The sequence below is a fragment of the Halomonas saccharevitans genome (genome assembly GCF_900116405.1).
Lineage (GTDB): Bacteria > Pseudomonadota > Gammaproteobacteria > Pseudomonadales > Halomonadaceae > Halomonas > Halomonas saccharevitans.
In genome coordinates this window covers 46,227-66,393 of sequence record NZ_FPAQ01000018.1, presented here as the reverse complement: position 1 = coordinate 66,393, position 20,167 = coordinate 46,227, and the positions used below count along the sequence as shown (strand labels likewise).

At 69.1% G+C, this 20,167-nt stretch carries 20 protein-coding genes and 1 tRNA gene; 7 read left to right on the top strand and 14 right to left on the bottom strand.

Annotated elements, in window-relative coordinates:
• Nucleotides 1–15 precede the first annotated feature (15 nt).
• Genes cobS through cobT form a run of 6 tightly spaced genes read right to left on the bottom strand, consistent with a single transcriptional unit; the run spans nt 16 to nt 5,234 of the window.
• Nucleotides 16–774, bottom strand: a complete 759-nt coding sequence (cobS, locus tag BM388_RS09980) for an adenosylcobinamide-GDP ribazoletransferase (RefSeq protein ID WP_089849661.1) — start codon at nt 772–774, stop codon at nt 16–18.
• Nucleotides 771–1,379, bottom strand: a complete 609-nt coding sequence (locus tag BM388_RS09975; protein ID WP_089849659.1) for a bifunctional adenosylcobinamide kinase/adenosylcobinamide-phosphate guanylyltransferase — start codon at nt 1,377–1,379, stop codon at nt 771–773. The genes cobS and BM388_RS09975 overlap by 4 nt, the downstream gene beginning before the upstream one ends.
• The gene (gene cobD, locus BM388_RS09970) at nt 1,376–2,467 is read right to left on the bottom strand and encodes a threonine-phosphate decarboxylase CobD (protein WP_089849657.1); all 1,092 of its coding nucleotides are present in this window, start codon (nt 2,465–2,467) and stop codon (nt 1,376–1,378) included. The genes BM388_RS09975 and cobD overlap by 4 nt, the downstream gene beginning before the upstream one ends.
• Nucleotides 2,464–3,450, bottom strand: coding sequence for an adenosylcobinamide-phosphate synthase CbiB (cbiB, locus tag BM388_RS09965; protein WP_089849655.1), 987 nt, complete (start codon nt 3,448–3,450; stop codon nt 2,464–2,466). Before cbiB ends, cobD begins: the two co-directional genes overlap by 4 nt.
• The gene (locus BM388_RS09960) at nt 3,447–4,181 is read right to left on the bottom strand and encodes an adenosylcobinamide amidohydrolase (RefSeq protein WP_245781519.1); all 735 of its coding nucleotides are present in this window, start codon (nt 4,179–4,181) and stop codon (nt 3,447–3,449) included. Before BM388_RS09960 ends, cbiB begins: the two co-directional genes overlap by 4 nt.
• A 3-nt stretch (nt 4,182–4,184) precedes the next feature.
• On the bottom strand, nt 4,185–5,234 hold the full coding sequence (gene cobT / locus BM388_RS09955; protein WP_089849652.1) for a nicotinate-nucleotide--dimethylbenzimidazole phosphoribosyltransferase: 1,050 nt from the start codon (nt 5,232–5,234) through the stop codon (nt 4,185–4,187).
• 173 nt (nt 5,235–5,407) lie between these two features.
• Here cobT and BM388_RS09950 point away from each other — a divergent pair, with 173 nt between their 5' ends.
• The gene (locus tag BM388_RS09950) at nt 5,408–6,739 is read left to right on the top strand and encodes a sulfite oxidase (RefSeq protein WP_089849650.1); all 1,332 of its coding nucleotides are present in this window, start codon (nt 5,408–5,410) and stop codon (nt 6,737–6,739) included.
• Nucleotides 6,740–6,748: 9 nt separating this feature from the next.
• Nucleotides 6,749–7,144 (top strand): hypothetical protein, encoded by a 396-nt coding sequence (locus tag BM388_RS09945; RefSeq protein WP_089849648.1) that lies wholly within the window; start codon nt 6,749–6,751, stop codon nt 7,142–7,144.
• Between the two features lie 187 nt (nt 7,145–7,331).
• Here BM388_RS09945 and BM388_RS09940 read toward each other — a convergent pair whose 3' ends face one another.
• From BM388_RS09940 to BM388_RS09905, 8 genes are all read right to left on the bottom strand, one after another.
• Nucleotides 7,332–8,327 carry a zinc-dependent alcohol dehydrogenase family protein gene (locus BM388_RS09940; RefSeq protein WP_089849646.1) on the bottom strand — a complete coding sequence of 332 codons (996 nt, stop codon included), beginning with the start codon at nt 8,325–8,327 and terminating at the stop codon, nt 7,332–7,334.
• 106 nt (nt 8,328–8,433) lie between these two features.
• Nucleotides 8,434–9,225: a DUF2797 domain-containing protein gene (locus tag BM388_RS09935; protein ID WP_089849680.1), complete on the bottom strand. Its 792-nt coding sequence runs from the start codon at nt 9,223–9,225 to the stop codon at nt 8,434–8,436.
• A 43-nt stretch (nt 9,226–9,268) separates the two neighbouring features.
• Nucleotides 9,269–9,553: a YeaC family protein gene (locus tag BM388_RS09930; RefSeq protein ID WP_089849644.1), complete on the bottom strand. Its 285-nt coding sequence runs from the start codon at nt 9,551–9,553 to the stop codon at nt 9,269–9,271.
• 55 nt (nt 9,554–9,608) lie between these two features.
• Nucleotides 9,609–10,460 (bottom strand): rhomboid family intramembrane serine protease, encoded by an 852-nt coding sequence (locus BM388_RS09925; protein WP_089849642.1) that lies wholly within the window; start codon nt 10,458–10,460, stop codon nt 9,609–9,611.
• A 223-nt stretch (nt 10,461–10,683) separates the two neighbouring features.
• Nucleotides 10,684–11,724, bottom strand: coding sequence for a metallophosphoesterase (locus tag BM388_RS09920; RefSeq protein ID WP_089849640.1), 1,041 nt, complete (start codon nt 11,722–11,724; stop codon nt 10,684–10,686).
• Nucleotides 11,725–11,731: 7 nt separating this feature from the next.
• Complete coding sequence (locus tag BM388_RS09915; RefSeq protein WP_089849638.1) at nt 11,732–12,613, bottom strand: NAD(+) kinase; 882 nt, start codon at nt 12,611–12,613, stop codon at nt 11,732–11,734.
• Between the two features lie 63 nt (nt 12,614–12,676).
• Nucleotides 12,677–13,546 carry an EamA family transporter gene (locus tag BM388_RS09910; RefSeq protein ID WP_089849637.1) on the bottom strand — a complete coding sequence of 290 codons (870 nt, stop codon included), beginning with the start codon at nt 13,544–13,546 and terminating at the stop codon, nt 12,677–12,679.
• A 75-nt stretch (nt 13,547–13,621) separates the two neighbouring features.
• The gene (locus BM388_RS09905; RefSeq protein ID WP_089849635.1) at nt 13,622–14,185 is read right to left on the bottom strand and encodes a YqaE/Pmp3 family membrane protein; all 564 of its coding nucleotides are present in this window, start codon (nt 14,183–14,185) and stop codon (nt 13,622–13,624) included.
• Nucleotides 14,186–14,457: 272 nt separating this feature from the next.
• Here BM388_RS09905 and BM388_RS09900 point away from each other — a divergent pair, with 272 nt between their 5' ends.
• The 5 genes from BM388_RS09900 (at nt 14,458) to putA (ending at nt 20,093) form a co-directional block, all read left to right on the top strand.
• A complete protein-coding gene (locus BM388_RS09900) occupies nt 14,458–14,865 on the top strand; it encodes a CBS domain-containing protein (protein ID WP_089849633.1) in 408 nt (135 codons plus the stop codon).
• 411 nt (nt 14,866–15,276) lie between these two features.
• Nucleotides 15,277–15,350, top strand: a tRNA-Gly gene (locus tag BM388_RS09895).
• Nucleotides 15,351–15,453: 103 nt separating this feature from the next.
• Nucleotides 15,454–15,819 carry a hypothetical protein gene (locus tag BM388_RS09890; protein WP_089849631.1) on the top strand — a complete coding sequence of 122 codons (366 nt, stop codon included), beginning with the start codon at nt 15,454–15,456 and terminating at the stop codon, nt 15,817–15,819.
• A 71-nt stretch (nt 15,820–15,890) separates the two neighbouring features.
• On the top strand, nt 15,891–16,727 hold the full coding sequence (locus BM388_RS09885; RefSeq protein WP_089849629.1) for an AraC family transcriptional regulator: 837 nt from the start codon (nt 15,891–15,893) through the stop codon (nt 16,725–16,727).
• Between the two features lie 174 nt (nt 16,728–16,901).
• Nucleotides 16,902–20,093, top strand: a complete 3,192-nt coding sequence (gene putA / locus BM388_RS09880; protein ID WP_089849627.1) for a bifunctional proline dehydrogenase/L-glutamate gamma-semialdehyde dehydrogenase PutA — start codon at nt 16,902–16,904, stop codon at nt 20,091–20,093.
• The last annotated feature ends 74 nt before the right edge of the window (nt 20,094–20,167 follow it).

Below are 20,167 nucleotides of genomic sequence, written 5' to 3'. Positions count from 1 at the left end.
CACACGCCCAGCTCGTCAGGCCGTGACGCACGACCACCAGCTCCAGGCGATCAGCAGCAGCCATAGTTCTCCTCCTTCGATGGCGGCCCCAACGATATCGCCGTTGATGCCGCCGAAGGCCCGGCGCATCGCCAGGCCATATCCCATGATAAAGACGACCAGGCCGGCCGCCAGCCAGGCGCCGCCAGGCAACCAGATCGAGAGCGCCAGCGGCAGCGCGGCGGCCAGCGCCAGGTCGCCGCGGGTCAGGCTCTGCTGCCAGGCGTGGGCCATCCCCTCCGCGCGAGCCGCCGGCACCAGGATCAGCAGGCCGACGCCGCCGAGCCGCCCCAGGGCGAGCAGCGCCACCAGCCCCCAAGAAGGCGCGCCGGCGTCGAGCAGCGCCCACAGCAGGGCGAGCTTCCAGGCCAACAGGAAGACCAGCGCCAGGATCCCGAAGCTGCCCACCTGGGGATCTTTCATGATCGCGAAGCGCTTCTCCAGGGGCGCATTGCTGCCCAGCGCATCGGCCAGATCCATCACGCCATCCAGGTGCAGGCCGCCGGTAAGCGCCACCCACAGGCTGAGCAGCGCCAGGGCCAGCAGCTGCGTGGGCAGCAGTGGCTCCAGCAGCGTGCCCGCCCCGGCTACCAGGGCCCCGAGCAGTGCGCCCACCAGCGGATAGGCCCGGGCCGCCCAGCGCCGGGTGGCCGGCGTCCAGGGGCAGGCCAGCGGCACCGGCAGCCGGCTCAGGAACTGGATCGCCAGCAGCACGCCGAAGACCGCGTTTTTCATGAACTCGCTCCTTTCACATCCCTGCCCTGCCCCTCGATATCCTTCTCCTCAATGCCCTTCCCCTCGATGTCCTTCCAATAGACGGCCCGTCCGGCCACCACCTCGATCACCCGATCCGCCTCCTCGGCCAGGTCGCGATGGAGCCGCTGCAGGAAGGCCAGGTAGCGCCATACCAGGGCGTCCCGGGGCGGCAGGTCCTCGTTGAGGTCGTTGGAGACCACCACCAGGGCGATGTCGCGTCGCCGGGCCGAGGCGATCAGCCACTCGAGCATCGCCCGGCCGGCAGCCTCGTCGCGTTCGGCCTCGAACAACCACTGGCCGGCCCACAGGGTCAGACAGTCGAGCAGCACGCTGCTGCCCGCCTTCACTCCATCCAGGGCGTCGGCCAGCTCCAGGGGCGCCTCGCACGTCAGCCAGCCCTCGCCGCGCTCGCGGCGGTGGCGAGCGACCCTTGCTGCCATCTCGTCGTCACCGACTCGGGCCGTGGCGAGATAGACAAGCGCCCCTCTCGCCTCTCGAGGCTGGTGAGCGAGGTGCCCCATGGCCAGGGCCTCGGCCACGGCGCTCTTGCCCGATCGCGCCCCGCCGGCGACGAAGGCGATCATCCGCGCCTCCAGGCCGCCAGGGCCGCGAGCAGGCAGGCGTTATCCCGCCCATCGCGCAGGGCGAGGCGCAGCCAGCGGCCGTCGAGGCCGGGGAAGTTGTGGGTGTGGCGTGCCAGCAGACCACGGCGCAGCAGGAAGGCGAACAGCGCCTCGGCCTCGGCGGCGTCGCGGCCGCCGCGCAGCAGCAGGAAGTTGGCATCGGTGGGCGCCACCGCATGGCCCAGCGCCCGCACCCGCGCCGGCAGGTCGCGCTGTGCGGCCAGCCACGCCCGGGTGCGGGCGAGGTAGTCGGCGTCGGCGAGCAGCGGCGCCACCAGCGCCAGCGCCAGGGCATTGACGCTCCAGGGCAGCTGACGGGCGGCGAGGCGCGCCACCGTCTCGGGCGCGCCCAGCAGGTAGCCGAGTCGCAGCCCCGGCAGGTCGTAGAGTTTGGTCAGCGAGCGCAGCAGCAGCAGGTTGGGCGCCTCGAGAAGCAGGGGCGTCAGTCGCTCGTCGACGGCGGTGAAGTCGACGAAGGCCTCGTCCACCACCAGGGTGGTGCCGGTCTCGCGACCCCGGGCCAGCAGGCGCTCGATGGTCTTCCGGGGAATCAGCGTGCCGGTGGGGTTGTTGGGACGGCAGAGGAACAGCACCTCGGCGGCCACCATGGCTCGCTCGGCCGCGTCAACGTCGAGCAGGAAGGCCTCGCCGTTAAGCGCCAGGGACGAGACGCCGAGGCCATAGTGGGCGCAGGCGCGGGCGTATTCGCTGAAGGTGGGCTGCACGATCAACGCGCGACCGCCCGCATGCAGGCCCGCGGCGAGAAAGATCGCCTCGGCCCCGCCGGCGGTCACCAACACCCGCTCGGGGGCCACGCCCTCGTGCTCGGCGATGGCCCGACGGGCGCGGTCGTCGTCCGGGTCCGGGTAGCGGGTCAGGCACTCGGCGGCGCCGGCCAGCCAGTCGCCGAGCCAGGGCGGCGGCCCCAGGGGATTGAGGTTGGCGCTGAAGTCGATCAGCGGATAGTCCGCCGGCAGGCCGTAGCGCGCGAGCAGCGGTGCGGCGCGCCCGCCGTGACCGGGCCAGGACGATGCGGCCCCCAGGCTCATGAAAGAAGCTCCCCCGCCAGGATCGGCAGGCCCATCAGCAGCAGGAAGGCCAGCCAGCCGCCATGCATGAGGCGGATGGCGCAGCCGATATGGACAACGCTCAGGGGCTCGAGGGCCGTGCCCAGGGTGGCGCGGTGCGAGGAGCGCCCGGCGTAGTGGTTGAGGCCGCCGAGCCGCACCCCCAGCAGGTTGGCCACCATCGCCTCCGGCCAGCCGGCATTGGGGCTGGGGTGGCGGGGGGCCTCTCGGCGCGTGGCGGCGAGCGCTCCGGCCAGGCGGCTGCCGGGTATCGCCCAGGCGGCCAGCCACAGCGCCAGTGCGGTGAGCCGCGCCGGCAGCCAGTTGACGGCGTCATCGAACCGCGCCGAGGCGCGGCCGAAGTCCAGGTAGCGCGGGCTTTGGTAGCCGACCATGGAGTCCAGAGTGTTGGCGGCCTTGTAGGCCAGCGCCAGAGGTGCGCCGCCGAGCAACGCCCAGAACAGCGGCGCGGTGATGCCGTCCACGGTGTTCTCGGCCACGGTCTCCACAGCGCCGCGGGCGAGCTCCCCCTCGTCGAGCGCGGTGGTGTCGCGCCCGACGATCATCGAGAGCGCCTGTCGCGCCTCGGCCAGGTCGCCGCGGGCCAGCGGCCCGGCCACCGCCCGGCCGGCCTCGGCGAGCCCCCGGGCGGCCAGGGTGGTGGCGAGCAGGCCGAGCTCCGCGGCGAGCGCCAGCCAGGGACTGAGCCAGGCGAGGGCCGCCAGCAGCGCCCAGCCAAGCGCCCAGCTGCCGCCCACCACCACCAGCACCAGGAAGCCACCGCGGCGCCAACGCGCGGCGGCGGCCCCGTGGTTCCAGGCCCCCTCGAGCCGGGCGATCACCTTGCCCATGCCCACCACGGGATGCGGCAGCCAGGGCGGATCGCCGAGCGCCAGGTCGAGCAGCACGGCGGCGACGACCAGACCCAGCAATGACAGGGAGAAGGGCTCGACGAGCGGGCTCATCGCGCCTCCTCCGTCATCGCCAGGGAGGCCAGGACGGCCCGATACACGGCGTCGCCGATGGCGCGCCCGAGCCGGGTGCCCGAGCCCGCATAGGGCGTCGGGTCACCGCGCTGGGTAGCGGCGATGGCCAGGCAATCGGTGGAGGTGCCGGTGGCCGGAGTGCCGGTATGCGAATCGCGCACGCCCCAGCTCCCCAGGGCCTGCACCTTGGCCTCGGTGACCGACTGGACGGCATTGACCATCGCGCCGTCGTCGAGGTGGCCGTCGATGAAGACCAGGATATTGATCGTGCCGACCACCGGGCGCGGGTCGCCCAGGGCCGGCGCTGTGATGTCCACGGCGTTGCCGACGCCGGCGGTGACCGCGGCCAGCACAGAGCGCTCTCCGGCGTCGGCCGCCTCCAGCGCCAGGTGGGCCGGCGAGACCGCGGTCATCATCGCCACGCTCTGCTCACCGTCGAGGCCGCACCGGGCGAGCCAGTCGAGCAGGTCGGCCCGGGGCGCGTGGCCGGCATAGTCCTTGTCGACGTGGAAGTTGCAGAAGTGGCCCGATCCACTGAACCCTTCGCCCACCAGGGCGCTGCTCAGGGTGCGCAGCGGGGTGGCGTGGTGAAAATGCACGCAGCCAGCGTCCACACTCAGCGCCAGGCCGTCGCCGAAGGCCAGGTCACACCTGTACGGGTAGGAGGGGCGCACGGACGGACGCGTGGCGGCAGTGAGCGAGATCGCCACGGCTCAGCGCGCCTCGCGATCGTCAACGCCGGCGGTGGCGAAGGTAGCCATCTCGGCCAGCATGGCGGTGGTCGCCTCGAGCAGCGGGAAGGCCAGCACGGCCCCGCTGCCCTCGCCCAGGCGCAGCGCCAGGTCGAGCAGCGGCTCGGCGCCGAGGGCCTCGAGGGCCAGGCGGTGGCCCGGCTCGTGGGAGCGGTGACCGAAGATCAGGTAGGGGCGCAGGGCGGGCTCGAGCCGACAGGCGGTCAGCGCGGCCACCGTAGCGATGAAGCCGTCCACCAGGATCGGCAGGCGGTGTGACGCGGCCTCCAGAAAGGCCCCCGCCATGGCGGCGATCTCCAGCCCGCCCAGCCGGGCCAGCACCTCCAGCGGATCGTCGCGATCGGGGGCGCGTTCGAGAAGCGCCGCTTCGATGACCGCACGCTTGTGGGCCAGGGTGTCGCCCGCCACGCCGGTGCCCGCCCCGACCAGCTCACTCACCGGGGCGCCGGTCAGGGCCGCCAGCATGGCGCTGCTGGCCGTGGTGTTGGCGATGCCCATCTCGCCGGCGATCAGGCAGCGACAGCCGGCCGCCTGGACGCGCCGGGCGGCGCGCCGCCCCACCGCGATGGCGGCCAGCGCCTCGTCGCGGCTCATGGCGTCCTCGCGGGCCAGGTTGGCGGTGCCGGGGCGGACCCGGTCGCGCACGATGCCGTGCGCCGGCAGCTCGCTGGCCACGCCCACGTCGACCACCTCCAGGCGCGCGCCGATGCGCCGCGAGAAGACGTTGATCGCCGCGCCGCCGGCGACGAAGTTGGCCACCATCTGCGCCGTGACGGCCTGGGGAAAGGCCGAGACGCCCTCCTCGGCCACGCCGTGATCGGCGGCGAAGACCACCACCGCGGGTGGGGTCACGCCCGGGAAATCCTCGCCGGTCAGGCCGGCCAGGGTCACCGCCAGGTCCTCGAGACGCCCCAGGCTGCCGGGCGGCTTGGTCAGGGTATCGAGGTAGCGGCCAACCCGTTCGGCACAGGCCGCGTCGGGCGCGGCGATCGATGGCGAGGGATCATTCACGGGGGGGGCTCTCCAGGCATCGTGATAAGGCCGCACATGCTACCAGAGCCGCGGCCTTCGCACCGCCGTCCAGCCTGCGCCGGGGGTGCTACGCTTGAGGGTGGCAGCACAATCACAACAAGACCCGGCCGAGCGCCTGCCAGCCGCCCGCCGGGCATGCCAGGAGCCACGTCATGACCAGACAGCCCCCCGATACCAGGACGCGCGGCATTCACGAGCTCTACGCCGAGGACCCCGAGGCAGCGGATCGCAAGCTCTGGGATCGCGAAGTCGATCCCGTCACCCGCCGCGGTTTCCTGAAACGCTCGAGCCTGCTCGCCATGGCCGCCGCCGTGGGGGGAACGATCCCCTTCGCCGATCGCATGCCCGGCGGCCTGATTCCCGCCGCCCTGGCGCAGAGCGATGCCCCCTTCACCCTTAAGGGCAAGGAGGGCCTGACCGTCCTCAACGACCGCCCTATCAACGCCGAGACGCCGCCCCACCTCCTCGACGACGACATCACCCCCGGGAGGGTCATGTTCGTGCGCAACAACGGCATCCCGCCGGCCCTGGAGAACATCGACGCCGATACCTGGCAGCTGGAGATCGGCGGAGAGTCCTGCGAGAACCCCCAGAGCTTCTCGATCGCCGAGCTGAAGGAGCGCTTCGAGCATCACACCTACCAGCTGCAGGTGGAGTGCGGCGGCAACGGGCGCAGCGAGTACGTGCCCTCGGCGAGCGGCAACCAGTGGACCACCGGCGCGGTGGCCTGTCCGACCTTCACCGGGGTGCGCCTGCGCGACGTGCTCGAGGCCTGCGGCATCAAGGACGACGCCGTCTATACCGGCTACTACGGCGCCGATGCCCATGCCAGCGGCGACCCCAACAAGGATCCGATCTCCCGAGGCGTCCCCATGGAGAAGGCCCTGGAAGACGAGTCGCTGATCGCCTGGGCGATGAACGGCGAGGACATCCCCTACCTCAACGGCTATCCCCTGCGCGTGGTCTGCGGCGGCTGGCCGGGGTCGGTCTCAGGCAAGTGGCTGCAGCGCATCGTGATCCGCAACCAGAAGCACGACGGCACCAAGATGGGCGCGCCCTCCTACAGCGTGCCCGAGCATCCGGTCGCACCGGGCAGCCAGGTGCCCCTGGAGGACTTCGTCACCATCCAGTCGATGCCGGTCAAGTCGCTGGTGACCTACCCCCGCTCCGGGATCGATCACGCCCTCGGCGAGGCCATGACGGTACGCGGCCATGCCTGGGCCGGCGACCTGGCCGTCAAGGAGGTGCATGTCTCGATCGACTTCGGGGCGACCTGGCATAAGGCCGAGCTGAAGGATCCGCCCAACCGGTTGGCCTGGCAGCGCTGGACGACCCGGGTGGAGTTCCCAGAGCCCGGCTATTTCGAGGTCTGGGCCAAGGCCACCGATGAGAACGGTCGCTCACAGCCCATGGTGGTGCCGGGCTGGAACCCCAAGGGATACCTCAACAACGCCTGCCATCGCATCGCGGTCCAGGTGGCCTAGGAGGTCGTCATGAAACGCTTGCAAGTGCTGGCCATGACCACCCTGGGCGTCGCCTTGATCTGCCTGCCGCTGGCGGCAGGCGCCCAGGAGGGGGAGGCCCCGCCCAAGGACCCGGAGACCGGCCTGATCAAGGCGGAGGGATGGGAGACGGTGCGCAGCAACTGCACGGCCTGCCACTCGGCCAAGCTGGTCACCCAGAACAGCGGCTCGCGCAACCACTGGCAGTATCTGATCCGCTGGATGCAGGACACCCAGGGGCTCTGGGAATTCGATGCCGAGACCGAGTCGACCATCCTCGATTACCTGGCGGAGCACTACGGGCCCAAGGAGGGTGCGCGTCGCCCGCCGATCCCCCGGGCGATGATGCCGGACAATCCCTACTCGACGATGGCCGAGTCGAGCTGAACCGGCGCGCTGCTCGCCATCACAGGCCCCTCGCGAGGGGCCTTTCTTGTGTGGGGAAGCGGCTCGCCTGCGACGACCAGGTTCGAGATCGAATTCGAGGTCAGCGTCAGACTCGGAATCGGAGAGGACGGAGGAGGCACCAGGTTCCGGGTCGGACGAAGCGCCAGGCTCGATATCAGCCCCTGGCTCAGGGAATCAGCACCGCCGCGCCGGAGAGTCGCCCCTCGCGCAGGTCCTCGAGCGCCTGATTCGCCTCTTCCAGGGGATAGGCGCGCGTCTCGGTGCGAATCGGCACCTCGGGCGCGAGCGCCAGGAACTCCTCGCCGTCCCGGCGGGTGAGGTTGGCCACCGACTTCAGGCTGCGCTCCTCCCAGAGCAGGCGGTAGGGAAAGGCGGGAATGTCGGACATATGGATGCCCCCGGAGACCACCGTCCCGCCGGGGCGCACCGCGGCCAGCGCCGTGGGGATGAGCGCGCCCACCGGAGCGAAGAGCAACGCGGCATCCAGCGGCTCGGGCGGGGCCTCGTCGCTGCCGCCGGCCCAGACGGCGCCGAGGCGACGAGCGAACGCCTGGGCCTGGGTATCGCCGGGCCGGGTGAAGGCGTAGACCGACTGCCCACGGGCGACGGCGAGCTGGGCGAGGATATGTGCCGCGGCGCCGAAGCCGTAGAGGCCGAGGCGCCGGTTCGTCTCGCCACCGGCCAGCCGCCAGGTGCGATAGCCGATCAGCCCGGCGCAGAGCAGGGGTGCGGCGGCCTGGGCATCCTCGGCCGGCAGGGGAAAGCAGTAGCGGGCATCGGCCACGCAGTACTCCGCGTAGCCGCCGTCGCGGGTGTAGCCGGTGAACTCGGCGCGCTCACAGAGGTTCTCGCGTCCGGCGCGGCAGGGATCGCACTCGCCGCAGGTCCAGCCCAGCCACGGCACGCCGACCCGCTGTCCGATCGCCAGATCGGTCACGCCCTCCCCGCGCGCCGCCACCTCGCCGACGATCTCATGCCCGGGGATCAGCGGCAGCCGGGGCTCGGCGAGCTCGCCGTCGAGCACGTGGAGGTCGGTGCGACACACCCCGCAGGCCAGCACCCTGACCCGCACCTCGCCGGGGCCAGGCTCTGGCAGCGGCAGGCGCTCCAGGCGAAGCGGCTGGCCGGCGGCGTGCAGCCGCATGGCACGCATCTCGCTCATCGGGCTATTCTCCACGGGCTCTTCTCCACGGGCTCTTCTCCACGGGCTCTCCTCCTCAGGCGAAGGGATGGCTCAGGGATTCGCTGTCCGAAGAATAGCCCAGGGCTCAGGCGGCGACCCGGACCTCGTAGCCGGTAAACTTGCGCAGGTTGATCACGCCGCTGTCCAGTATCAGGTACTGCCCCTTGATGCCCAGCAGGGTACCGTCGACGCGGGGGTTCTTGTCGAGGTTGTGGGAGACCACCTTGGTGGGGAACTCCAGCACCGGGTACTCGAAGCTCAGCGGCGAGGTGTCGAGGACCCGGATGGCGTCGGCGCCGAAACGCTCGCGCAGGTTATCGAGGCCGCTGCCCAGGCGCTCCAGCAGGCGATCGCGCTCGGCGGCGAGGTCGAGGCGCTCGGTGCTGCCCTTGAGCATGGCCCGCCAGTTGGTGCGATCCGAGACCTGCTCCTTGAACAGCACCTCGACGAAGCCCGACTGCTGACGAGTATCGACCTCGAGGATCGGCAGGGCCTGCACCGCCCCCTGGTCGAGCCAGCGCGTCGGCATCTGGCTGGCCCGGGTGATGCCGACCTTGAGCCCCGAGGCGTTGGCCAGGTAGACCACATGGGGCTGGAAGCAGTGGCGCTCGCCCCAGTCAGGCTCGCGGCAGGTGCCCTCGAAGAAGTGGCAGAGCTCCGGCTTCATGATGCAGGTGTCGCACTGGGCAAGCTTCTTGAAGCAGGGGTAACAGTGCCCCTGGGCGAAGCTCTTCCTGGTGGCCCGGCCGCAGTGAGTGCAGGCGATGGCGCCAGTCCACTCGAGGCTCAGCGGCTTGCCGAGGCAGGCGTTGAGCGCGAGACGCTCCTCGCCGGCGCGCAGCACGTAGCGGGCCGGCGCGCCGGGCTCGATGGCCATCTTGCTCAGGCAGCCCTGGTGCACCTGAGCGGCGTCGATCGACTCAGTCACCGCCGACGTCCCGGGCCAGGCCGGCCAGTTCGGGAGGCACGTCGGCCCCGCTGCTGGCGCCGCCACAGGTGCGGCGCTGCAGGTAGCCGACCCGCTGCTCCTCGGGTACCCGGTTCTCCGCCTCGTAGCGCATCACCGCCTCCAGGCAAAGCTCGGTCTGCTCGGCGGTGAGCATCCGGCCATCGGGCCATTTACGCAGCGACACGGCCTGCTTGAGGCTCTCGTAGATGGACGGGGTCATCTGCTGAATCATGCGATCGAAGGACATTTCGCTCATGACGGACTCTCTCAGAATGGGCGACCTAGGAGGCGCGGCCTTAGGGGGCTCGGCCTCAGGAGGGGCGGCGGGCACGGCCGGAATGATACCAGCCAAGCGCCAGCCCCACGACCAGCCCGCCGAGGTGCGCCTCGTTGGCCACGTTGCCGAATCCCACTGCGGCGGCCATGTCGGTCATGGCGAAGACCAGCCAGCCAAGCATGAAGACCACCAGCATCTGGGGCACGAAGAAGCCGCTGCGCGGCGCGCGCCGGGACATCAGCCAGACATAGCCCAGCAGCGCGAAGTCGACGCCGGACATGCCGCCGAACAGCACGGTGCCGGCGGCGTACTGGGCCAGGTTGGCGCCGATGCCGGCGACCAGGAGCAGCGTCAGCATGCGCCGGCTGCCCTGCAGCGCCTCGACCTGGCGGCCGAAGTACCAGAGCCAGAGCATGTTGAAGATCAGGTGCATCCAGCCGAAGTGCAGAAAGGCCGGCGACAGCAGCCGCCACACCTGCCCCGAGGCGAGGGTCTCGCCGAGATCGCCGAAGGCCAGCGCGCCCTTGACCACGACCACCGGCACGATGGTCAGCGCCGCGACCACGCGATCATCCAGCACGCCCATGATGGCGAAGACCACCAGGCAGAGCGCCAGGGTCAGCGAGGTCACCGGCACCTGCCTGAACGGCGCCAGCAGCTGGTCAGTCGGAACGCGCCCGGCCCGCGGCGCCTCAGGCATCAAGGACTCCCCTCGTCGCCAGCGCTCGATCAGCCCAAGCATCGCCTCGTGCTGCGCGGGGTCGACCAGCCACAGCACCTGCCCCTCGCCCTCCTCGGTGATCCGATGCCCGATACGGTGGGCCCATAGCGCCTGTCGCAACGCGCGGGTATCGACATCGTGGGGCAGCAGGATTACCCGGTACATGGTGTCTCCAGCGGTACGGTGTTCAGCGGCGCGTGCACTGACGGTGCGCTCATCAGGCGGTGAACGGTCGACCGTGACGACGCCGGCCAGTCATGCAAAGAAAAAGTCCGGCGGAGGGGGCCGCCGGACAAGAGCAAGGGATCATTCAAGGGAACACCTACTCTGATGGCGTCGGTCAACGAGAGTTCATCCCGATGACGCGCTTTTTGCGTAAAGAATTGTATCAATCGAAATCGATCTCCCAGGGCTGCGGTCGGGCCTCCTCCTCGCGGGGCACGCGGATCCACACGAAGTGGTTGGCATCGAGCCGCGACTCGCCGCTCCAGCGGTAGGCCACCAGGCGGCCGAACTTGACGGCGCTGTAGTCCAGGCAGGCGATATTGGCCGCCGGCAGGGCCGGAATCCCCTCGCACCAGTAGTGGCCGATGAACAGCGGCGGCTGCTCGGGTCCATAGTAGCTGAGCCGCGCGCGCTCCTCCTCGGTGAGCGCGCGGCGCTCCAGGTCGCCCGGCAGGTTGTCGGGCTGGAACACCACGTCGCCCCAGGTCCGCGGATGGTGCGCCCAGAAGTGGGCGCGGAAGCTGCGCCGGGTGAAACCATCCCCCGAGTGAATCGCCACGCCTTCGGGCAGAGGCACGTGGGTGCCGCGAGTCAGGCGGTCGAGGATCCGGAACTCGCGGGTTCCGGGTACCACCGAGGCGGCCAGGAAGTCCTCGTCGATGCGCCCGTCCGGATGGTCGCGGCGCAGCTCGTCGATCAGCGCCGGGTCCCAGCAGGCGTGCACCACCCTCAGGCCGTCGAGCTCGAGGAACAGGGGGATGTCCATGAACCAGGCCAGCGCCTCCTCCCACTCCTCGGGGTGGTCGCGATACTGCTCCAGGGTCTCCTCAATGATGCGGTTGTGCCGCGGCGTGTGCTCGCGCAGCCAGTCGCGGCCCATGCCGGCCGGCGCGCGGTGGCAGTAGGCCAGGGCGTTGAGCTCATGGTTGCCCATGACGATATGCGCCTCCCCCGCCTCGACCATGCGCCGAGCGATGGTGACGGCCAGGCGAATGCGCGGCCCCCGGTCGATCAGGTCGCCGAGGAAGATCACCTTGCGGCGAGGATGACGATAGACCCCGCCGCGCTGGTGGTAGCCGAGGCGTTCGAGCAGCGAGGCCAGGGTCGCCCCGCAGCCGTGCACGTCACCGATCAGGTCGTAGCCTTCTAGGGCACCCGACAGCGTACGTTGACGCGGGTGAGTCTCTGGAAGAGTGCCTTGCATGCTCACCTCAGTCGCCCAGGCGATTGCTCCAGCCCAGCTTGCTGCGCAGGACCTCGAAGAAGTTATGCCCCAGCGGATGGACCAGTTGGACCCGCCGCGGCTTGCGGCGGATCACCAGCACGTCGTCGGGCTTGGCCACCGCCCGCGTCTGGCCATCGCAGCTGATGTGCGGATAGGTCTGATTGGTCTCGCCGATATGGATGCGAATCTCGCTGGCGGCGTCGATGACGATGGGCCGACTCGACAGGGTATGCGGGAACATCGGCACCAGCGTGATGACGTCGAGCTTGGGGTGCATGATCGGCCCGCCGCCGGAGAGCGCATAGGCCGTGGAGCCGGTGGGCGTGGCGATGATCAGGCCGTCGCTACGCTGGCTGTAGACGAACTGGCCGTCGAGGAACAGCTCGAACTCGATCATGCGCACCGCCTTGCCCGGGTGCAGCACCACCTCGTTCAAGGCATCGCCGTTGCCGACCTGCACGCCGTCGCGGTAGAGCTCGGCATCCAGCAGGAAGCGCTCCTCCAGCTCATAGCGGCCCGCGAGGACCTCGCCGACCCGCGCCTCCAGCTCATCCGGAGAGATATCGGTGAGAAAGCCCAATCGCCCGCGGTTGACGCCCAGCACCAGGGTGCCGCTGTGGCAGAGGGTTCGCGCGGCGCCCAGCAGGCTGCCGTCGCCGCCGACCACGATCACCAGGTCACAGAGCTCCCCCAGCAGTCGGCGGCTGGCCTCGGGGTGTCCATGATCGAGCAGCACCGTGGCGGTCCGGTCCTCGATGATGACGTGATAGCCACCGTCCTCGAGAAAGCGGATCAGCCGCTTGAGGGTATCGACCACCTTGGCGCTTCCCAGACGACCGATCAGACCGATGTTCTTGAAAGTTGGCATGCACGGGCCTCTCGCTTCGCGGCCGCTCATTATGGCGATTGGCCACGGGGCGAGCAAACGCCCTCAGGCCGCGCTCAGGCGCCGGCGTTTCAGCCACCACTCATTGAGCCACAGCGAGCCGACGATGATCGCCCCGCCCACGACCAGGCGCGTGAGGTCGGCATCGCGATTCCAGATCAGCAGGTTGACCAGCAGCCCCGCGGGGATCAGCAGGTTGTTCATGATGGCGAGCGCGCCGGCATCCACGCGAGTAGCCCCGAGGTTCCACAGGAAATAGCCGAGCCCCGAGGCCGCCAGGCCCAGCCACAGCAGCACGCCCCACTGAACGCCGGTGGTAGGCAGGCCCGCGGTGTTACCCAGCAGCGCGAAGGCCGGCACGGCCACCGCCAGGGCACCCAGGTAGAACCAGGCGAAGACGCTGTGGCGGGGCAGCGAATCCGGCAGGCTCGCCGACAGCCGGCGATAGCCCACCTGCCCCAGGGCGAAGCAGAGGTTGGCCCCCTGGACGACCAGAAAGCCCGACCAGAAGCCGCTGTCGAGCCCTTGGTAGCGAATCACCGCCGCACCGAGCACCGCCAGCGACGCGGTCACCAGATAGAAGGGGGTGAAGCGGCCGAACAGGGCGTCGTCGAGCAGCGCGATGTAGAGCGGCGTGAAGATGGTGAAGAGCAGCACCTCCGGCACGGAGAGCAACAGGAAGGACTGGTAGAAGAAGATATACATCACGCCCAGCTGCAGCGCGCCCAGCCCCATGAGGGCCAGGCGCTGGCCGCCGCGCAGCAGCGAGGGGCGCAGAAAGGGCAGGAAGACCAGCGTCGCCAGGCCGATGCGCATCAGCACGGAGAAGTAACTGTCCACCTGACCGGCCAGATAGACGCCGATCAGCGAGAACGAGAATGCCCAGAGGACGGTGACGCCGACGAGAAGGCCCAAGGTAAACTCCTGGAAAATGAGTAGTTGACGGAGATTATACCCGCCCCGCTCACCCAGCCAAGGCCCCACGCCGCCTCAGGGCGACGGTCGACGCAACCACCAGAACGCATAGGCCACGCCGGGCAGCCAGCCGAGCAGGGTCAGCGCCAGGCTGAGCACCACGCGAGTCGCTCCGCCTCGCGTGAGCCCCACGGCCAGCGGCGGCAGCAGCACGGCCAGGGCGTACAAAGCCACCGTGGGCCCGGCGGTGGGCGGCAGGTCCTGAGGCGGGGGCTCGGCGTGGTCCTGAACCTTACGCGCCCTTTGATCACCGCGAGGCGGCGCGCTTCCCCGCTCCTCGTCGACCTTGACGCGCTCGCCGGCGGCCGGCGTGAAGTGCCCGACGGCCGAGCTCGCCTCGTGGTCGAGCGCGCGACGGTGGGCCTCGTGATCGATCTTCTGCTCCAGCGTCTCGGCGCCATCGGCGAGCGTCTCGTGATAGCGCTCCCAGTCCTCCCAGTCGAAGGGCGTGCCGGCGCGAGGCGGTTGCTCCCCCGCCTCGATAGCACGCGACCAGGCCTTCTCCTCCAGGGTGTTGGGGCGCTCCTGATCACGCCCCGTATCCAGCCCCTTGCGGGCCATGTACTCCCGAGCATCCATGATGCGACTCCCTCGGTCGGTCACCGCCGGCGACACCGACGGCTGGTGTGCATGAGTGTGCCATATTGGAGCCGGCAAGCGTTGTCGGGTTCCTGACCGAGCGCCGGACGCGGCGACGCACGCCGCCAGCGTTAACAGGCCCCTTCGCCGCGCGTGGGGGGTGTCGACTATGCTGGAGGCGAGACGAGGCAGCGCCACGAGTCGCCCTGGCCATCACCCCGGGTATCGCGGCGCCGTCCAGACCATGATTGCCCGGCACAAGGAGCTATGCCATGCCCAACAAGGCCCCCACGATCGTGCGTGAGATCATGTCCCGGGACTGCTACCGGGTCACCGGCCAGACCTCGGTCGCCACCCTGGCCGAGGGCCTCGCGCTGCACCGCCTGCCCGGCGTGCCCGTGGTCGATGAGCGGGACCACCTGATCGGCTTCATCTCGGAGCAGGACGTGATGGGCAAGGTGCTGGAGAGCTCCTATCTCGGCGACGAGCCGCCGCTGGTTCGGGAGATGATGCGCAACGAGGTGCTCTCGGTGTCGCCCACCAAGAGCATCACCGATCTGGCTCAGGAGATGCTGGGTGCCAAGCCCAAGGTCTATCCGGTGGTCGAGCAGGGCCGGCTGGTGGGGATCGTCACCCGCCGCGACGTGCTGAGCGCATTGATCCGCATGCGCCACTCCTGATCCTCGACGACAGGACACCCGCCCTCGCCACTCGACCCCGCGCTGGGTGGCGAGGCCTGTTGGCTCGGGCCGACACGTGGCGGGTCAGGCCGGCTCAGGACAAAGCCCCAGCAGAACACCTGACATGCCCTAAAAGAAAAGCCGCCCCATGAACCATGGGGCGGCAAAGATCGATAATGCAAGCTAGGCAACAGTGTTAGCGACTGCTATCGCGTTGCTGCCTATGCAACATCTGACACCGGTGAAGAGAAAAGTTCGGCAGAGCGCAAAAAAAACTCTGCTATACCTTCCTGACACTCCCTGCCGACCGGCAAGGCACCGCGGAACAGCCACTTAGCGCGGATCCAAAAGAAAAAATCGGCGGCTCGCTTGCAAAGGCTAACCACTTGGTTTTACTATCCAAATCCCCTCGCGGGTGTAGCTCAATGGTAGAGCAGAAGCTTCCCAAGCTTAAGACGAGGGTTCGATTCCCTTCACCCGCTCCACGCCCCGGCGTGCCGCCTCAGCCCTTGAAGACATCCATCTACTGGATCCGCCGCACCTGCCGCTGAGCGATCGGTACCTGCTCGATTGCACGGAGCCGCGACCATGTCCATTTTCCTGCTGGTACTCACCGTCTGCCTGGTCATCTTCGGCGGCATGATCGCCCTGATGATGCTCTCCGGCACCCCACGCTATCGCACGGAGCCCGAGCAGCTGATGGCGCTGTTCGACAAGGCGCTGGCGAGCAGCGTCAGCGAGACCGAGTGGAACACCATCATCGGCTACCCGATTCGCCACGACGACTACCTGGAGGGGATTCGCCGCCGGGCCGATCGACTGATGGACGAACATGGGCGGCACGGGCGCATGGCGCGCGGCAAGCCTCTGCTCGACGACGAGGGCCAGGAGGAGCTAGCGGCACTGCGTGATCACCTGGCGGCCCACACCGCCCTGCGCCGCCGCGAGGATTGACGCAAAGCGTTGAATCCTCGCCTGGTATACTGTGGTGTCATGCTGCTGACATGCCCCGCCGGAGGCCTATCGTGACCAGTGCCATCCGCCAGATCCCCCTCGACACCGCGATTCGCCACCACGCCCACGACTTTCACCAGATCGTGATCGGCCTGCGTGGCAAGGCGGAGTTCGAGATCGAGGGGCTGGGTGGATCCATCTCGGCCTTCTCCGGCTGCATCGTGCCGGCCAACCACCTGCACTACTACGCCGGCCACGGCGACAACCGCCAGCTGATTCTCGACCTGCCCCACGACGCCTTCGCCGTGACGGGCCACCAGCGCGACCTGATCCAGCTGTTCGACGCGCCGCGCTTCTTCTCCCTCGACCCCGCGCTGCGCCACTACCTGGATTTCCTGCTCCAGGAGCTGAGCCTGCTGACCCGCGAGGGCAACCTTGCGCCGCTGCACAGCGAGCGACTGGCCGGCACCCTGCTAGGCTCCCTCCACGCGCGGCTGGCCAACGAGCCGGCCACGCCCGCGCGTCGACTCGACCTGACGGCCCTCGATCGCTTCATCGATCATCACCTGGGCGAGCGGCTGCGCGTCGCCGACCTGGCCGCCGAGGCCTGCCTCAGCGAGGCACACTTCAGCGAACGCTTCCGCCAGAGCACGGGGATGTCACCCTGGCAATACGTGATGCGCCGCCGACTGGATAGCGCTCGCCAGCTGGTGCAGCAGAGCCGGTTGCCGCTGTCGGAGATCGCCGCGCGAACGGGCTTCACCAGCCAGAGTGCCCTGTCGCGGGCCTGCCGGCAGGCCTTCGGGTATCCCCCCAGCCAGCTGCGTCGCGACCCGCGCGGTCAACTCGCCTCACCCGTCAGCTCGCCGGCCCAAAGCGCAGCGGCCAGGACCCTTAGACCAAAGTAGAAATTTCAACCGTTTCACGGCCATAAACCGTGAAACCGTTAAATACTACCGAGAATTCGCCAAGCAGGACGACACTCGCGCTCCTACCCTCAACGCATCTCCCGCGCCGCCCGCTACAGCTCTCGGGCGGCCGGGCATCGCCCTCTGACGACGGCTTACACTCTGGGGAGTTAGATGCTAAACGCCAACAACATGCTGGCAGGTGAGACCTGGCAGCAGGACCTCGACACCCTCTTCGCCCGCATCAGTGATCACTATGCGGTCGACGAGGAAGCGTTCGTTCGCGAGCTGGTCGACCTGCTGTCCGCCGACGAGGCCGATTTCAAGCGCACCGCCCACCAGGCGGCGGAGCTGGTGCGAGAAGTCCGCGAGATGGACACCGCCGTGGACTCCATCGATGAGCTGCTTCAGCAGTACAGCCTGGACACCCACGAGGGCCTGATGCTGATGTGCCTGGCCGAAGCCATGCTGCGCATCCCCGACAAGGCCACCGCCGACGCCCTGATCGAGGACAAGCTGGGCCCGTCGGACTGGAAGTCACACCTGGGCCAGAGCGAGTCGTGGTTCGTCAATGCCTCGACCTGGGGCCTTTTGATGACCGGCCGCGTCATCAATCTGGACAAGCCCAAGGAAGGCAAGCCCGCGCACTTCATCAACAAGCTCGTCAATCGCATGGGCGAGCCGGTGATCCGCCGCGCCATGTACGAGGCGATGAAGATCATGGGCAAGCAGTTCGTGCTGGGGCGCGACATCGATGAGGCGCTCAAGCGCTCCAAGCCGCTGTTCGACAAGGGCTACACCTACTCCTACGACATGCTCGGCGAGGCCGCCCGCACCCGCGCGGACGCCAAGCGCTATTTCGAGTCCTACGCCGCCGCCATCAAGAGCGTCGGCAAGACCAGCAAGGCGCTCACGGCCAGCACGCCGTCGCCGTCGATCTCCATCAAGCTCTCGGCCCTGCACCCCCGCTACGAGTTCGGCCGCCGCGAGCAGGTGCTCGAGGAGCTGGTCGGCACCGTGCGCGAACTGGCCGCCATGGCCCGCGAGCGCGACGTCGCCATGACCATCGATGCCGAGGAAGTCGATCGCCTGGAGCTGTCGCTGGAGGTCTTCCGCGCCGTCTACGAGAGCGACACCTGCCGCGGCTGGGGGCACTTCGGCCTGGTCGTGCAGGCCTATGCCAAGCGCGCCCTGCCGGTGCTGCACTACCTCAACCGCCTGGCCGACCGCCAGGGCGACGAGATCCCCATGCGCCTGGTCAAGGGCGCCTACTGGGACACCGAGATCAAGGAATCCCAGCAGATCGGTGCCGACGGCTACCCGGTCTTCACCCGCAAGGCCAATACCGACGTCGCCTACCTGGCCTGCGTGAGCTTCCTGCTCTCGGACAACACCCGCGGGCGCATCTTCCCGCAGTTCGCGACGCACAACGCGCACACCATCAGCACCATCCTCGAGCTCGCCAACGAGGCCAGGCGCCCCTTCGAGTTCCAGCGCCTGCACGGCATGGGCGAGGCGCTCTATGACGCTGCCCTCAAGCGCGCGCCGAAGGGCACCTACTGCCGCATCTATGCGCCGGTGGGGGCTCACAAGGACCTGCTGCCCTACCTGGTGCGCCGCCTGCTCGAGAACGGCGCCAACTCCTCCTTCGTGCACCAGCTGGTCGACCCGCGCGTGCCGGTCGAGTCGCTGTGCGTGCATCCGGTCGAGACGCTCAAGCAGTACCAGACCTATGCCAACCACCGGATCCCGCTGCCCAAGGACATCTATGGCCCGGCGCGGCAGAACTCCCGGGGCGTCAACCTGAACATCAACAGCCAGTACCGCCCGCTGATGGACGAGATGGCGACCTTCATGGAGAAGGAGTACCACGCGCGGCCGCTGCTGGCCTTCGACGTCGCCGAGGACGCCGGCGCCCGCCACGACGTGCTCTGCCCCTTCGACCGCCGCGTCAGGGTCGGCAGCGTGCAGTGGACCTCCAGGGACCAGGCTGCCAGGGCCGTCGACGCCGCCTGGGCGGCCTTCCCGCGCTGGGACGCCACGCCGGTCGCCGAGCGCGCCGCCATCGTCAGCCGCCTGGGCGACCTGATGGAAGAGAACCTCGCCGAGCTGATGACGCTGTGCTCCCGCGAGGGCGGCAAGCTCTTGACCGACGGGGTCGACGAGATCCGCGAGGCAGTGGACTTCTGCCGCTACTATGCGGTGCGCGCCGAGGAACTGTTCGGCAGCACGACCCGCCTGCCGGGGCCCACCGGTGAGTCCAACGAGCTGATGATGGGCGGCAAGGGCGTGTTCGCGGCGATCAGCCCCTGGAACTTCCCGATCGCGATCTTCTGCGGTCAGGTCGTGGCCGCCGCCGTCGCCGGCAACCCGGTGCTGGCCAAGCCCGCCGAGCAGACCTCGCTGGCCGCCAACCGCATCATCGAGCTGCTCCATGACGCCGGCATGCCGCGCGACGTGGTGCAGCTGCTGCCCGGCGACGGCCCCACCGTGGGCAGCGTGCTGAGCGGCGATCCGCGCATCACTGGGGTGGTCTTCACCGGCGGCACCGATACCGCCCAGATCATCAACCGTGCCCTGGCGGCTCGCGAGAACGCGCCCCTGCCGACGCTGATCGCCGAGACCGGCGGCATGAACGCCATGATCGTCGATTCCACCGCCCTGCCCGAGCAGGTGGTGGCCGACGTCATCCAGTCGGCCTTCCAGAGCGCCGGCCAGCGCTGCTCCGCCCTGCGCGTGCTCTACGTGCAGGACGACGTGGCCGACCGGGTCATCGAGATCCTCAAGGGCGCCATGGACGAGCTGCACGTGGGCGACCCGCGCCACCTGGGCACCGACGTGGGCCCGGTGATCGACGAGGACGCCCGCCGGGGCCTGATGGCTCATATCGACAAGCTCAAGGGCGAGGATCGCCTGGTCGCCGAGACGCGACTCGATCCGACCCACACCGCCAACGGCACCTTCGTCGCACCGGTGGCGTTAGAGATCGATGGCATCGAGGCCCTGGAGCGCGAGCAGTTCGGTCCCGTCCTGCACATCGTGCGCTACCGCGCCAGCGAGATCGATCGGGTGATCGACTCCATCAACGGCCGGGGCTATGGTCTGACCTTCGGCGTTCACAGCCGCAACCAGACCTTCGCCGACGAGATCGCACAGAAGATCCGTGCCGGCAACGTCTACATCAACCGCAATATCATCGGTGCGGTCGTGGGCGTACAGCCTTTCGGCGGACAAGGGCTCTCGGGCACCGGTCCCAAGGCCGGCGGTCTGCTTTTCCTGCTGCGTTTCGCCACCGAGAAGACCGTGACGGAAAACACTGCCGCCCTGGGTGGCAACGCGTCGCTGCTGGCGCTAGGCGACGAGTGATCCCCGCTCGTCATCACAACAAGACGGAAGGACCCTCTGATGATTAAAAGCAATGCCGCTACTGGCTTCATCTC

Coding starts and splice junctions, on each gene's coding strand:
- cobS (WP_089849661.1), bottom strand. CDS start 774: ATGAAAAACGCGGTCTTCGGCGTGCTGCTGGCGATCCAGTTCCTGAGC.
- BM388_RS09975 (WP_089849659.1), bottom strand. CDS start 1,379: ATGATCGCCTTCGTCGCCGGCGGGGCGCGATCGGGCAAGAGCGCCGTG.
- cobD (WP_089849657.1), bottom strand. CDS start 2,467: ATGAGCCTGGGGGCCGCATCGTCCTGGCCCGGTCACGGCGGGCGCGCC.
- cbiB (WP_089849655.1), bottom strand. CDS start 3,450: ATGAGCCCGCTCGTCGAGCCCTTCTCCCTGTCATTGCTGGGTCTGGTC.
- BM388_RS09950 (WP_089849650.1), top strand. CDS start 5,408: ATGACCAGACAGCCCCCCGATACCAGGACGCGCGGCATTCACGAGCTC.
- BM388_RS09945 (WP_089849648.1), top strand. CDS start 6,749: ATGAAACGCTTGCAAGTGCTGGCCATGACCACCCTGGGCGTCGCCTTG.
- BM388_RS09940 (WP_089849646.1), bottom strand. CDS start 8,327: ATGAGCGAGATGCGTGCCATGCGGCTGCACGCCGCCGGCCAGCCGCTT.
- BM388_RS09935 (WP_089849680.1), bottom strand. CDS start 9,225: ATGGCCATCGAGCCCGGCGCGCCGGCCCGCTACGTGCTGCGCGCCGGC.
- BM388_RS09930 (WP_089849644.1), bottom strand. CDS start 9,553: ATGAGCGAAATGTCCTTCGATCGCATGATTCAGCAGATGACCCCGTCC.
- BM388_RS09925 (WP_089849642.1), bottom strand. CDS start 10,460: ATGTACCGGGTAATCCTGCTGCCCCACGATGTCGATACCCGCGCGTTG.
- BM388_RS09920 (WP_089849640.1), bottom strand. CDS start 11,724: ATGCAAGGCACTCTTCCAGAGACTCACCCGCGTCAACGTACGCTGTCG.
- BM388_RS09915 (WP_089849638.1), bottom strand. CDS start 12,613: ATGCCAACTTTCAAGAACATCGGTCTGATCGGTCGTCTGGGAAGCGCC.
- BM388_RS09905 (WP_089849635.1), bottom strand. CDS start 14,185: ATGGATGCTCGGGAGTACATGGCCCGCAAGGGGCTGGATACGGGGCGT.
- BM388_RS09900 (WP_089849633.1), top strand. CDS start 14,458: ATGCCCAACAAGGCCCCCACGATCGTGCGTGAGATCATGTCCCGGGAC.
- BM388_RS09890 (WP_089849631.1), top strand. CDS start 15,454: ATGTCCATTTTCCTGCTGGTACTCACCGTCTGCCTGGTCATCTTCGGC.
- putA (WP_089849627.1), top strand. CDS start 16,902: ATGCTAAACGCCAACAACATGCTGGCAGGTGAGACCTGGCAGCAGGAC.